The sequence below is a fragment of the Myxococcus sp. MxC21-1 genome, assembly GCF_032612255.1.
Lineage (GTDB): Bacteria > Myxococcota > Myxococcia > Myxococcales > Myxococcaceae > Myxococcus > Myxococcus virescens.
Map to the genome: position 1 here is coordinate 3,990,330 of NZ_CP123278.1, position 12,771 is coordinate 4,003,100.

Consider the following 12,771-nt stretch of genomic DNA (forward strand, 5'->3'; position numbering starts at 1 on the left):
CACCGCGGCGGCCCGCCTACTCGCGGGCCGCGTTGTTCGGGTTGCGGGTCCACTTGTCCACCGTGCCGTCCCCGTCCAGGTCCTCGCCGATGCGATCCACCTGGCCACCTTCCCAGTACTCCCAGTAGTCGATGCGGCCCGCGCCTCGCGTGTCGCGCTCCTTGCGCACCAGCTTACCGCCTTCGTAGTAGGTGAAGCTGTCCGGGCGGCCATCACCGTTGGTGTCGCGCTCGCGGCGCGTGTTGACGCCCTTCTCATGGAAGTAGGTGGCGTCCACGCGCCCGTCGAAGTCCAGGTCCAGCGACTCACGCGCCTTGTCGCCGTTGGCGTCGAAGTAGCGCGTCAGGTCCACGCGGCCGTCCCAGTTCAGGTCCAGCTCCTGGCGCACCTTCCGCCCGTCCACCGTGTAGGTCCACACGTCCGGGCGGCCGTCGCCGTTGGCGTCCTGCTGCGTGACCTCCTCGTTGGCCCCGGCTTCCGGGCGGATGGGCTCCCCGGCCTGCCGGCCCCGCACGGCGCCCGCGCCATCCTGCTCCGCCGACTTGCTGCTGGCGCAACCAGCCAGGGCCCCTGAGGTCATGAGGCCCAGTAAAATCAACTGCTTGTAGCGTGGCATTGAGAACTCCCAGTGTCTGGGGGTTGCCTGGCGACGTCATTCGTACGAGATGCTTTCGCGCGACACGTCATTTCATATATTTTCACATATCGCCATGGCCCGAAAGAAAGTCAGCACCACCATCTACATCACCCCGGAGCAGAACGAGCTCCTCAAGGCGCTGAACCAGAAGACGAAGGTGCCCGTGGCCGAGTACATCCGCCAGGGCATCGACCTGGTCCTGGAGAAGTACAAGGCGCAGTTGCCGGGGCAGTCGACGTTCGACGAGCTGTGAGAGAGAGGCGTGAGGTGAAGAGCATGCGTGGCAAGCGGGTAGCGGTCCTGGGCGGCGCCGGCTTCGTCGGGTCGCACCTGTGTGAGCGTCTTCTGGATGACGGCGCGGCGGTGGTCATCGCCGTGGACAACCTCATCACCGGCAACGAAGAGAACCTGCGCACGCTGAACGGGCGGCCGGGCTTCTCCTTCGTCAAGGCGGACATCACCGAGCACATCCCGGTGGAAGGGCCGCTGGACTACGTCTTCAACATGGCCTCGCCGGCCTCGCCCATCGACTATGCGCAGCTCCCGCTGGAAACGCTGCGCGTGGGCTCCATTGGCACGGAGAACGGGCTGAAGCTGGCGGAGGCGAACAAGGCGGTGTTCCTGATGGCCTCCACGTCGGAGGTCTACGGGGATCCGCTGGTGCATCCGCAGCGCGAGGACTACTGGGGCAACGTGAATCCCATTGGCCCCCGGTCCGTCTACGACGAGGCCAAGCGCTATTCGGAGGCCATCACCGCGGCCTACGGGCGCACCAAGGGCGTGCAGGTCCGCATCGTCCGCATCTTCAACACCTACGGTCCGCGCATGCGCCTCAATGACGGCCGCGTGGTGCCGGCCTTCGTGGGCCAGGCCCTCAAGGGCGAGGACTTCACCGTCTTCGGGGACGGCAGCCAGACGCGCTCGTTCTGTTACGTGAAGGACCTGGTGGACGGGCTGGTCCGGCTGATGCTGTCGGACGAGCCGAACCCGGTGAACATCGGCAACCCCCGGGAGATGACCATCCGTCAGTTCGCGGAGGCCGTGCGCGCGGCGGCGGGCGGGGGCGGGGCCATCATCGAGAAGCCGCTGCCCAAGGATGATCCGAAGCAGCGTCAGCCGGACATCACCCGGGCTCGGACGCTGCTGGGCTGGGAGCCGAAGGTGCCGCTGGAAGAGGGTCTTCGGGAGACCATTGCGTGGTTCCGAGAGGTTGCCGGCACGAGGCCCCCGGCATAGTTTGCCGGCGCGAAGATCCTGCATGGCCTGCAGGCGGGAGGTTGCGTGAAGGTCCTGGTGACAGGTGGCGCGGGCTTCATTGGCTCGCATGTGTGCGATGAGTTCCTGCGCGGTGGTCACGACGTCATCGCGTTGGATGACCTGTCCGGCGGCAAGCGGGAGAACCTGGACCCGCGTGTGCGCCTGGCGGTCCACGACATCCGCAGCCGCGAGGCGTCGGAGCTCATCAAGTCCGAGAAGCCCGACGTGCTCTGTCACCTGGCGGCGCAGATGGACGTGCGCCGCAGCGTGGACGACCCGAGCTTCGACGCGGACGTGAACATCCGCGGCATGCTCAACCTGCTGGAGGCCGCCCGCGTCTCCGGGGTGAAGAAGGTCATCTTCAGCTCCACCGGTGGCGCCATCTACGGCGAGCAGGACGTGTTCCCCGCGCCGGAGAGTCACCCCACGCGGCCCATTTCTCCGTACGGGGTCTCCAAGGCGTCCGGTGAGCTGTACCTGGGCTACTACCGGGCGCAGTACGGCCTGCCCTACGTGGCGCTCCGCTACGCCAACGTCTACGGCCCTCGGCAGAACCCGCACGGCGAGGCGGGCGTGGTGGCCATCTTCAGCCAGCGGCTGATCGCCGGTCAGGGCTGCACCATCTTCGGCGAGGGCAAGCAGACCCGCGACTTCGTCTTTGGTCCGGACGTGGCCCGCGCCAACCGGCTCGCCTTCGAGAACGACTACGTGGGCGCCATCAACATCGGCACGGGCGTGGAGACGGACATCAACCGCCTCTACGCGCTGCTGGCCGAGGCGGCGGGCTCCAGCGTCTCCGTCGCCCATGCGCCCGGCAAGCCGGGGGAGCAGATGCGCTCCTGCGTGGACAACGCGCTGGCCAAGAAGGTGCTTGGCTGGGAGCCGAGCGTCGACGTGCGCGAGGGCCTGCGCCGCACCCTTGAGTACTTCCGTCAGAAGGCCGGCGCGCCCGCTCGCGCGCACGGCTGAGCGGCGTCCAGCACCCCCGCTGGTGGCCGAGGCGGGGGAGGGTGGTACCCCTTCCCACGGACGTACCCGGGCCGGCCCTGAGGGCCGGGGACCGGGCGTGCCGGGAGGGGGCTCAGGGCCTGTCCCAGGGGTGTTCGCCCGGGACGGGCGCTGATGACTGGGGAACAAACAAGCTCCCCCGGTGGGTTGCTCATCGGGCGTACGCGTGCGCGTAGATTTTCGCGCGATTCCCTGTTACGCACGCCCGCTTCTTCCGACGAGCGCCCTGAACATGCCGGCTGAAAACGCGCATATCCGCAACTTCTGCATCATCGCCCATATCGACCATGGAAAGTCGACGCTGGCGGATCGTCTCCTCGACAAGACGGGGACTCTGACCAAGCGCGAGGCGCAAGCCCAGTTCCTCGACAACATGGCCATCGAGCGCGAACGGGGCATCACCATCAAGGCCCAGTCCGTGCGGATGAACTACACCGCGAAGGACGGCAAGCAGTACGTCCTCAACCTCATCGACACGCCGGGACACGTCGACTTCGCCTACGAGGTCAGCCGCAGCCTGGCTGCGTGCGAAGGCGCGCTCCTGGTCGTGGATGCGACGCAGGGCGTGGAGGCCCAGACGCTGTCCAACGTCTACATGGCGTTGGACCACAACCTGGAGATCATCCCGGTCATCAACAAGATCGACCTGCCGAGCGCGGACGTGGATCGCACGCGCTCGGAGATTGAAGACGTCATCGGCATCGATGCGTCCGTCGCCGTGCCGTGCTCCGCGAAGGAGGGCATCGGCATCCAGGACATCCTGGAGTCCGTCGTGCAGAACGTGCCGCCTCCGAGCGGCTCCGCGGACGCGCCGCTCAAGGCGCTGATTTTCGACTCCTGGTACGACAACTACCGGGGCGTGGTGACGCTGGTGCGCGTGCTGGAAGGCACGCTCAAGCTGAAGCAGAAGATCAAGCTGTTCAGCAACAACAAGGTCTTCGAGGTTCAGGAGCTGGGCGTGTTCAGCCCGTTCTCCCGCCCGGTGCCGCAGCTCATTGCGGGCGAGGTGGGCGTGCTCGTGGCCAACGTGAAGGAGCTGCAGGACGCCAAGGTCGGTGACACCGTCACCGAGGAGTCGCGTCCCACGGCCGAGCCGTTCCCGGGCTTCCAGGAAGTGAAGCCCATGGTGTTCTCCGGCATCTTCCCGGTGGACTCCGCGGACTACGAGAACCTGCGCGACGCGCTGGCGAAGCTGGTGCTCAACGATTCGGCGTTCACCTATGAGCCGGAGTCGTCCACCGCGCTGGGCTTCGGCTTCCGCTGCGGCTATCTGGGCCTGCTGCACATGGAGATCGTTCAGGAGCGCCTGGAGCGCGAGTACAACCTGAACCTCATCACCACGGCGCCCAGCGTGGTGTACCGCATCACCACCAGCAAGGGTGAAACGCTGCTGGTGGACAACCCGGCCAAGCTGCCGCCGGTTCAGCACATCGAGAAGTTCGAGGAGCCCATCCTCACCTGCCACATCCACGTCCCCAACGACCACCTGGGCGCCATCCTCAAGCTGTGCCAGGAGCGCCGCGGTGTGCAGAAGGACATGAAGTACCTGGGCAGCAGCGGTCAGCGCGTGCAGGTCACCTACGAGATGCCGCTGGCGGAGGTCGTGTTCGACTTCTTCGACAAGCTCAAGAGCGTCTCGCGCGGCTACGCCAGCCTCGACTACGAACTGGCCGGCTACATCGAGTCCGACCTGGCCCGGCTGGACATCCTCATCAACGGGGACCCGGTGGACGCCCTCAGCGTCATCGTGCACCGCGAGCGCGCCTACCTGCGCGGCCGCGAGGTGTGCCAGAAGCTGAAGGAGGTCATCCCGAAGCAGATGTACGAGGTCGCCATCCAGGCGGCGATTGGCGCGAAGATCATCTCGCGTGAGACCATCTCCGCCATCCGGAAGAACGTGCTCGCCAAGTGCTACGGTGGTGACATCAGCCGCAAGCGCAAGCTCCTGGAGAAGCAGAAGGAGGGCAAGAAGCGCATGAAGCAGGTCGGAACGGTGGAGATTCCGCAGGAAGCCTTCCTCGCGGTCCTCAAGTCGGAGCAGTAGCCCATGAACGCGGCCATGCCTTCCGCCACCCCTCCCGCGAAGCTCTCCGAGGCGATGGCGGCCCGCCGCACGCCGGAGATGCTTCGCGCCCGCAACGTGCTGGTGTGGCGCGAGCGCCTCACCAGCCTCTGGGCTCCGTTGATCATCCTGGCGCTGCTGTACGTGCCGTACACGGTGATCATCGAGTACTCGCGCGCGTCCGCCGCGTGGGCCCAGCCGGTGATGAAGGGGCTGGGGCTGCTGCTGGTCCTCTACTTCGTGGCCCTGTTGGTGTGGCGCAACGTCTCCCCCAAGGAGAAGGCGCTGCGCGGCGTGCGCCACGATGCGAACGAGCTGCTGGAGGAGAACGAGCGCATCCTCCGCAAGCCCGGCGTGAGCGCGAAGGTGGCGGGGCCGGTGCTGGAGCGCATCGCCGAGCAGGCGCTGCGCGTGGAGCAGGCCTCCGCCGCGGGTGACGCGGAGGCGCTGCGCACCGAGGTCAAGGGGCTGGAGGCGCTCACCGCGCAGCACCTGGGCGCGTTCCGCAAGCAGTCCGCCATGGACTTCCTGGGCGGGTTCGGCAAGGCGCTGCTGGTGGCGCTGGTGTTTCGCACCTTCATCGTGGAGCCGTACCGAATCCCCTCCGGCTCCATGCTGCCCACGCTGGAGATTGGCGATCAGGTCTTCGTCAACAAGTTCATCTACGGCGTGCGGCTGCCGTTCCTCAACTACGTGCCCTTCGTCATCGTCCGGCCGCCGGAGCGTGGAGACGTCATCGTCTTCAACAACCCGGTGAACGAGTCGGTGGACTACATCAAGCGCGTGGTCGGCGTGCCGGGCGACGTGGTGGAGTTCATCAACGGCGTCATCCACATCAACGGCCAGCCGCAGCAGCGCGAGCTCGTCTCCAACGAGTTCACCGTCCACAACATCACCGACGACGGGCGCTGGTACGACCAGCAGGAGACCCTCTACGAGGAGAACCTGTCCGGCGTGACGCACGCCGCGCTGCAGACGCTGCCGCGCATGCCGCGCCGGGAAGGCCCCTACGAGGTCCCTCCGGGCCACGTCTTCGCCGTGGGTGACAACCGGGACAACAGCGCGGACAGCCGCCACGGCCTGGGAGTCACCGGGTACGGCAAGGCGGAGTACGTCCCCTACGGCCACATCAAGGGCAAGGCCATGGTGGTGTGGCTGTCGCTGGGCTATCACGGGCTGCTGCACGGCCTGTTCGGTGGCACAGGCCTCCGCGTGGATCGGTTCTTCGAACCGGTCCGTTGAGGCGTTCGCTGGAAGCAGGCAGGCCGCCGCGCCGCGCACGACGCTTGACGTGCCGCACGCCCCGGGGTACGCGGCGCCCCCGGCCATGAGACACCTGCTTGGAATCGAAGGCTGGCGCCGGGACGAGCTGGAGTCACTGCTCGACCGAGCGAAGGCACACCTCCCTGGCGGTCCCGACACCACCCACCTGCTTCGCGGCAAGGTGGTGGCGAATCTCTTCTTCGAGGACTCCACCCGGACGCGAACGTCGTTCCACATGGCGGCGAAGGGGCTGGGGGCCAGTGTACTCAACTGGACTCACACCGGCTCCTCGGTGTCCAAGGGTGAGACGCTGCTGGACACCGCCCGCAACATCGAAGCGACGGGGCCGGTGGCCATCGTCATGCGTCACCGCTCCTCCGGAGCGCCGCACCTGGTGGCGAAGCACGTGAAGTGCGCCGTCATCAACGCGGGTGATGGCACCCACGAGCACCCCTCCCAGGCGCTGCTGGACGCCTTCACGCTGCGCCAGCGCTGGGGCTCGCTGGACGGGCGCACGGTGCTCATCGTGGGCGACGTGCTGCACAGCCGCGTGGCCCGCTCCAACCTGCACTGCCTCAAGGCGCTGGGCGCCCAGGTGGTGATGTGCGGCCCGCCCACGCTGATGCCGCCGGGGCTGGAGGCGCTGGGCGCGGAGGTGACGCACAACCTGGACGCTGTGCTCCCTCGCGCGGACGCGGTGATGTGCCTGCGCGTCCAACTGGAGCGGCAGGAGCAGGCGTTCCTGCCGTCCACGCGTGAATATGCACGGCTGTTCGGCCTCAACGCGGCCCGCGAGGAGCGGATGAAGGCGGGCGCGGTGGTGATGCATCCGGGCCCCGTCAACCGGGGCGTGGAGCTGGCACCGGCGGTGGCGGATGGCGCCCGCAGCGTCATCCTGGAGCAGGTGTCCAACGGCGTCGCCGTGCGGCGGGCCATCCTGGAGGTGTGTACGGCATGAGCTCCACGGTGCTCTTCAGACGGGGGCGTGTCATCGACCCTCGCAACGGCGTGGACGGCGTCCGCGACGTGCTGGTTCGTGACGGCAAGGTGGTGGAGGTGTCGGAGTCCCTGCTGCCAGTGCCCTCCAGCGCCGAGGTGGTGGATGCCACCGGCAAGTGGGTGCTGCCGGGCTTCATCGACCTGCACGTCCACCTGCGCGAGCCGGGCGAGGAGGGCAAGGAGACGGTCCTCACCGGCTGCCGCGCCGCCGTGGCGGGTGGCTTCACCGCCGTGGTGGCCATGCCCAACACCAAGGTGGTCAACGACAACGCCATGGTGACGGAGCTGGTGCTGAACCGCGCCCGGGCCGCGGGCCTGTGCCATGTCTATCCCGCCGGGGCCATCACCAAGGGCCTCAAGGGAGAGGAACTGGCGGAGATGGGCGAGCTGGTGTCCGCCGGCTGCGTGGCCATCACCGACGACGGCCGCCCGGTGATGAACGCGTCGCTGATGCGGCGCACGCTCCAATACGCCACCCAGTTCGACGTGCCCGTCATGGTCCACGAGGAGGACCTGACGCTGTCCGCGGGCGGGGCCATGCATGAAGGCACCACGTCCACGCGGCTGGGCCTGCGCGGCATCCCCGCTTCCGCGGAGGTGGCCATGGTGGCGCGAGACCTGGTGCTGCTGGAGGAGACGAAGGGCCGGCTGCACGTGGCGCACGTGTCCTGCGAGGGCAGCGTGCGGCTCATCCGCGAGGCCAAGCGCAGCGGGCTGCGCGTCACCTGCGAGGTGGCGCCACACCACTTCATCCTGGATGACCGCGCGGTGGGGGACTATGACACCCACGCGAAGATGGCCCCGCCGCTGCGCGCGGACACCGACGTGCAGGCCCTGCGCGAGGCGCTGGTGGACGGGACGGTGGACGCCATCGCCACGGACCATGCGCCGCACGGGGTGTTGGACAAGCAGGTGGAGTTCGAGAAGGGCATCAACGGCATCGTGGGGCTGGAGACGGCCCTGGGGCTGACGCTGGAGCTGGTGCATGCGGGCGTGCTCACCGCGAACCGCGCGGTGGAACTGCTGACGCACGGGCCCGCGAAGGCGTTCGGCCTGCCGGGCGGTCACCTGGCGCCTGGTGCGCCAGCGGACGTCACGGTGGTGGATCCGGACGTGGAGTGGACGGTGGACGCCCACCAGTTCCATTCCCGCAGCCGGAATACACCGTTCCACGGCCGGAAGCAGAAGGGGCGCGTTATCCAGACGTGGGTCGCGGGCCACAAGGTATTCGACAAGGGCCAGGTCGGCCAGAGCAAGGAGTCGCGGTGATGACGAAGCGGGCAGTGCTCGCCCTGGCGGATGGCACCACGTTCGAAGGCCGTGCGTTTGGCGCGGTGGGCGAAACGGTGGGTGAAGTGGTGTTCAACACGACCATGTACGGTTACCAGGAGGTCCTTACAGACCCCTCGTACGTGGGCCAGATTGTCACCATGTCGTACCCGGAGATTGGCAACGTCGGCGCCAACCCGGAGGACGAGGAGGGCGCTCGGGTGCACGCGGTGGGCATGGTGGTGCGCGCCCTCAGCGCGCAGCCGTCCAACTGGCGCGCGAAGGAGTCGCTGGACGCGTATCTGAAGCGCAACGGCGTCGCCGGCATCGAGGGCATCGACACCCGCCGCCTGGTGCGCCACCTGCGCACGCACGGCGCGCAGATGGGCGTCATCTCCAGCGAGGGCCTGTCCCCCGAGGCCCTGGTGGAGCGTGCCCGCTCCGCGCGCGGCATGGAGGGCCTGGACCGGCCACGGGCGTGTCCACGAAGGAGGCCTACACCTTCACCCAGCCCTCGCCGGACGTCTTCACCGGCCTGGGAGAGGTGCGGGTGCCGGCCGAGCCCCGCTTCGACGTGGTGGCCTACGACTACGGCCTGAAGAAGTCGATGCTGCACTTCCTGGTGGACGTGGGCTGCCGCGTGACGGTGGTGCCGGCCACCACCACGGCGGAAGAGGTGCTGGCGCGCAAGCCGAACGGCGTCTTCCTGGCCAACGGCCCTGGAGATCCGGCGGCGGTGAAGGGCGCGGACCGCACCGTGGCGGCGCTGCTGGGCAAGGTGCCGGTGTTCGGCATCTGCCTGGGGCATCAAATCATGGCGCTGGCCCTGGGCGGCCGGACGTACAAGATGAAGTTTGGCCACCGGGGCGGAAACCAGCCGGTGAAGGACCTCACGACGGGCAAGGTGGAAATCACCGCGCAGAACCACGGCTTCGCCGTGGATGACGCCAGCCTCAAGGGCCTGGCCGTCGTGACGCACATCAACCTCAACGACGGCACGGTGGAGGGCCTGGCCGTCCCGGACGCGCGGGCCTTCAGCGTGCAGTACCATCCCGAGGCCTCGCCCGGCCCCCATGACGCGCGCTATCTCTTCGACAGGTTCGCGAAGCTGATGGCGGGGTAGGATGGCACCACCGAATATGACCTCGTCGCTGTCGCCGCTCTCCTATCAGCCGTATCTGGATCAGCTCATCGCCTTTGGCAGTGCCGAGTCGCGCAAGGAGGACCTGCTCCAGGCCAAGGCGGAGTACTTCCGTCTGACGGGCGAGGTCTTCGAGGACGACAAGCTCTTCGAACTGCGGATGGCGTCCTTCCTGGACTTCTATCTCTATGACCGCGTCTCGCCGCTGACGAACAAGACGCCGGCCACGGAGTTCTACGAGCAGCGCCTGGCCGGTTCCGCGCCCGAGGAGGCTAATGCCTTCCGGAGCTTCACGGAGACGGTCCATGGCCTCTTCGAGGTCCGCAAGCTGGGCAAGGGCGAGGTCCGTCTGCGCGAGCTGTACTCGGGCAAGGACTTCGACGTGACGGAGCGCCGCCACGTCGCGGGCCTGGAGACGGGGGACATCATCGAGGCGCGCCTCATCCCCTTCGGTGGGCACCTGCTGTTCTCCTCCGCGTTCTGCTACCACCCCCGCATGGCCGTGAAGGCCATCAAGGCGGAGGTGAAGCGCCGAAAGAAGAAGGAGCCGGACCGCACGCCCAACGAGCTGGTGTGGGAGTGCGCCCGCCGTGCGCTCAACATGGAGCGCTACCGGCAGCTCGCCGTCGAGAAGATCTACGACTTCGAGCAGAAGGTCCTCTGAGCCCGCTGGCCGCGGCGCCCCGGTGACGGCATGTCCCGGGGCCCCCGCTGGCCCGCTCAGATGCGGTGGATGCTCATCAGGTTGGTGTTGCCCGGGACGTTGAGCGGGACACCGGCGACCACCACGACGGGCGTGCCGGGCGCGCAGAGCTTCTCCTTCCGGCACAGCTGACGCACCTGGGTGAGCATGGCGTCCGTGGTGGAGACGCGCGCCACCTGCATGCCCGTCACGCCCCAGTAGAGCGCCATTCGATTCACCGCCATCTCGCTCGGTGTGAGGGCGATGATGCGCGCGTGGGGCCGGAACTCGGAGATGAGGCGCGCCGTGTGGCCGCTCTCCGTGTAGGCGACGATGGTGCCAATGCCCAGCTGCGTCGCCGCCGCCACGGCCGCCGCGGCCACGCCGGTGCCCAGGTCCTCGGAGCGCTCGAAGGGGAGTGGTGCTGGTGCTTCACCACACCGCGCTCCGTTTCCTCCACGATGCACGCCATGGTGGACGCTGCTTCGATGGGGTACTTGCCCGCGGCCGTCTCGCCCGACAGCATGACGGCGTCCGCGCCGTCGAGGATGGCGTTGGCCACGTCGGACACCTCGGCGCGGGTGGGGCGCGCGTTGGCCACCATGCTCTCCAGCATCTCCGTGGCGACGATGACGAGCCCGCCCATGCGGTTCACCGCGCTCACCATGTGCTTCTGGATGGCCGGCAGGCGCGCCAGGGGCATCTCCACGCCCAGGTCGCCACGCGCCACCATGATGCCGTCCGCCACGGCGGCAATCTCTTCCACGCGCTCCACCGCCTGGGGCTTTTCAATCTTCGCGATGAGGGGCGTCTTCAGCTTCGCCACGTGCGCGCGTGCCTTCTTGATGTCCTCGGGCGTGCGGACGAAGGACAGCGCCACGTAGTCCACGCCCACCTCCTGGCCAAAGGCCAGGTCCACCGCGTCCTTGCGGGTAATCGTGGGCACCGACATGGGCGAGCCGGGCAGGTTGAGGCCCTTGTGATTCTTGAGCACGCCGCCCACCTCCACGCGGCACTGCACGTCCTGTCCTTGGACGCGCAGCACCCGCAGCCGCACGCGCCCGTCGTCCAAGAGGATTTCGTGGCCCTTGGCCACGTCCTTCACCAGCGTCTTGATGGGGGTGGGGATGACGCCGTCCTGGCCCAGGACGTTGCGCGTCGTCACCGTGACGGACTGGCCCTGCTTCACCAACAGTTGCCCCCCGTCGAAGCGGCCCAGGCGGATCTTCGGCCCCTGGATGTCCTGGAGGATGGCCACCGGCGTGCCCAGGCGCTTCGCGACCTTGCGGATGGTTTCCACCCGGCGGCGGTGCTCCTCGTGCGTGCCGTGCGAGAAGTTCAGCCGCGCCATGTTCATGCCCGCGCGGATCAACCCTTCGATGACCCCGGGCGTGTCCGAAGCGGGGCCCAGGGTGCAGATGATTTTCGCCTTGCGCATAGGGCTGCGCATCCTAGGCGCCCGGGGGCCCGGCTTGACAGCCTTGCGCCCGCGGGACTAACTCTTCTGCTGACGCGGGCCTCGCATCAGGCGCCGCGGAGCGTTTGCGCTCTCGATGGCAGAGAGAGAAAGCCCGGCATCCCTGGGAGGGGGGCCGGGCTTTCTTGCAAGTGCTTCTCTTCAGGCCCTAGAGCTCGATTTCCTTGCCCGTGCCCAGCGGCGTCTTGGGCATCGAGTGGCCCGGCGGCAGGCCTTCCATGTCCATGTCGATGGGCGGCTCGCTCGGGGCGCCCGGGGCAGGGAAGCCGGGCGCGTCCAGCGGCCCGCTGCCGCCCACGCCGGGGCCTTCCTGCTGGAGGCCCTCGATCTCCTCGCGGGTGATGCCGGCCAGCGTCAGCACCTTGCGGGTGACGCGGATGCGGGCATGGCTGGTGAGCGCCATGGCGATGGAGTCCGACGGCCGGGCGTCCAGCGTCATCTTCTTCTTGCCCTGCTCCAGGAAGACGCGGCCCGAGTAGACGTTGTCACGCAGGTCGTCGATGCGGACCTCCGTCACCTTGGCGCCCAGCTCCGTCACCACGTCGTCCAGGAGGTCCTGTGCGAGCGGCTGGGGTGGCTGGCGCTCCGCCAGCCGGAAGGCGATGGAGATGGCCGAGGCCTCGTCCACGAACACCGGGAGGACGATGCCCTTGTCCTTGGTGGCCAGGACCACGGCGTGGGCCTGGGCCTCCTCCAGCGGGACGACATCCTGCACCTCGAGCTCGACGAGCTCGGAGCAGGCCTTGGGGTCGTCTTCACCTTCGGTGATGCAGGGCTGACCCTGAGCCTTTCCCAGGGCAGCCAGCGCTACGGGTGGAGTGAAGGCGGGAAACATCAGCAGCCCTCCGAGCGCCAGAAGCACGGCCGAGAGAGGTGCGACGAACAAAGTGGCGCGGTTGGGCGTTTTCACGCCTTTAAGCTACGCACCCGGCCATCTGTCGGGAGGGTTGCGCTCCAGGCCCGGTTACCCCCTGCT

12 protein-coding genes and 1 pseudogene are annotated in these 12,771 nt (G+C 68.0%); 9 read left to right on the plus strand and 4 right to left on the minus strand.

The window, feature by feature from the left end; genetic code table 11:
* Positions 1-16 precede the first annotated feature (16 nt).
* Positions 17-616 carry a hypothetical protein gene (locus tag QEG98_RS18495; protein WP_090491426.1) on the minus strand — a complete coding sequence of 200 codons (600 nt, stop codon included), beginning with the start codon at positions 614-616 and terminating at the stop codon, positions 17-19.
* Positions 617-710: 94 nt separating this feature from the next.
* Between QEG98_RS18495 and QEG98_RS18500 the strand changes: the two genes are divergently transcribed.
* From QEG98_RS18500 to QEG98_RS18540, 9 genes and pseudogenes are all read left to right on the plus strand, one after another.
* On the plus strand, positions 711-890 hold the full coding sequence (locus QEG98_RS18500) for a ribbon-helix-helix domain-containing protein (RefSeq protein WP_002640579.1): 180 nt from the start codon (positions 711-713) through the stop codon (positions 888-890).
* 23 nt (positions 891-913) lie between these two features.
* Entirely contained in the window at positions 914-1,873 is a 960-nt protein-coding gene (locus tag QEG98_RS18505) for a UDP-glucuronic acid decarboxylase family protein (protein ID WP_090491534.1), read from the plus strand.
* Positions 1,874-1,918: 45 nt separating this feature from the next.
* A complete protein-coding gene (locus tag QEG98_RS18510) occupies positions 1,919-2,863 on the plus strand; it encodes an NAD-dependent epimerase/dehydratase family protein (RefSeq protein ID WP_090491427.1) in 945 nt (314 codons plus the stop codon).
* 271 nt (positions 2,864-3,134) lie between these two features.
* Entirely contained in the window at positions 3,135-4,946 is a 1,812-nt protein-coding gene (gene lepA / locus QEG98_RS18515) for a translation elongation factor 4 (protein ID WP_090491428.1), read from the plus strand.
* Between the two features lie 3 nt (positions 4,947-4,949).
* Positions 4,950-6,206 (plus strand): signal peptidase I, encoded by a 1,257-nt coding sequence (lepB, locus tag QEG98_RS18520; RefSeq protein WP_316567570.1) that lies wholly within the window; start codon positions 4,950-4,952, stop codon positions 6,204-6,206.
* Positions 6,207-6,291: 85 nt separating this feature from the next.
* The gene (locus QEG98_RS18525) at positions 6,292-7,185 is read left to right on the plus strand and encodes an aspartate carbamoyltransferase catalytic subunit (RefSeq protein WP_090491430.1); all 894 of its coding nucleotides are present in this window, start codon (positions 6,292-6,294) and stop codon (positions 7,183-7,185) included.
* Positions 7,182-8,495 carry a dihydroorotase gene (locus QEG98_RS18530; RefSeq protein ID WP_316567571.1) on the plus strand — a complete coding sequence of 438 codons (1,314 nt, stop codon included), beginning with the start codon at positions 7,182-7,184 and terminating at the stop codon, positions 8,493-8,495. Before QEG98_RS18525 ends, QEG98_RS18530 begins: the two co-directional genes overlap by 4 nt.
* Positions 8,495-9,618 (plus strand): annotated as a pseudogene (gene carA / locus QEG98_RS18535) (glutamine-hydrolyzing carbamoyl-phosphate synthase small subunit). Before QEG98_RS18530 ends, carA begins: the two are co-directional and overlap by 1 nt.
* Before the next feature lie 16 nt (positions 9,619-9,634).
* Entirely contained in the window at positions 9,635-10,300 is a 666-nt protein-coding gene (locus QEG98_RS18540) for a hypothetical protein (RefSeq protein WP_090491433.1), read from the plus strand.
* Positions 10,301-10,356: 56 nt separating this feature from the next.
* Here the strand turns inward: QEG98_RS18540 and QEG98_RS18545 are convergent, their stop codons facing one another.
* The 3 genes from QEG98_RS18545 to QEG98_RS18555 form a co-directional block, all read right to left on the minus strand.
* Positions 10,357-10,668, minus strand: a complete 312-nt coding sequence (locus QEG98_RS18545) for a pyruvate kinase alpha/beta domain-containing protein (protein ID WP_316567917.1) — start codon at positions 10,666-10,668, stop codon at positions 10,357-10,359.
* On the minus strand, positions 10,554-11,756 hold the full coding sequence (gene pyk / locus QEG98_RS18550) for a pyruvate kinase (RefSeq protein WP_316567572.1): 1,203 nt from the start codon (positions 11,754-11,756) through the stop codon (positions 10,554-10,556). The genes QEG98_RS18545 and pyk overlap by 115 nt, the downstream gene beginning before the upstream one ends.
* Positions 11,757-11,943: 187 nt before the next feature.
* Positions 11,944-12,630, minus strand: a complete 687-nt coding sequence (locus QEG98_RS18555; RefSeq protein WP_011553545.1) for a bifunctional nuclease family protein — start codon at positions 12,628-12,630, stop codon at positions 11,944-11,946.
* Positions 12,631-12,771 lie beyond the last annotated feature (141 nt).

Coding starts and splice junctions, on each gene's coding strand:
- QEG98_RS18495 (WP_090491426.1), bottom strand. CDS start 616: ATGCCACGCTACAAGCAGTTGATTTTACTGGGCCTCATGACCTCAGGG.
- QEG98_RS18500 (WP_002640579.1), top strand. CDS start 711: ATGGCCCGAAAGAAAGTCAGCACCACCATCTACATCACCCCGGAGCAG.
- QEG98_RS18505 (WP_090491534.1), top strand. CDS start 914: ATGCGTGGCAAGCGGGTAGCGGTCCTGGGCGGCGCCGGCTTCGTCGGG.
- lepA (WP_090491428.1), top strand. CDS start 3,135: ATGCCGGCTGAAAACGCGCATATCCGCAACTTCTGCATCATCGCCCAT.
- lepB (WP_316567570.1), top strand. CDS start 4,950: ATGAACGCGGCCATGCCTTCCGCCACCCCTCCCGCGAAGCTCTCCGAG.
- QEG98_RS18525 (WP_090491430.1), top strand. CDS start 6,292: ATGAGACACCTGCTTGGAATCGAAGGCTGGCGCCGGGACGAGCTGGAG.
- QEG98_RS18530 (WP_316567571.1), top strand. CDS start 7,182: ATGAGCTCCACGGTGCTCTTCAGACGGGGGCGTGTCATCGACCCTCGC.
- QEG98_RS18540 (WP_090491433.1), top strand. CDS start 9,635: ATGACCTCGTCGCTGTCGCCGCTCTCCTATCAGCCGTATCTGGATCAG.
- pyk (WP_316567572.1), bottom strand. CDS start 11,756: ATGCGCAAGGCGAAAATCATCTGCACCCTGGGCCCCGCTTCGGACACG.
- QEG98_RS18555 (WP_011553545.1), bottom strand. CDS start 12,630: ATGTTTCCCGCCTTCACTCCACCCGTAGCGCTGGCTGCCCTGGGAAAG.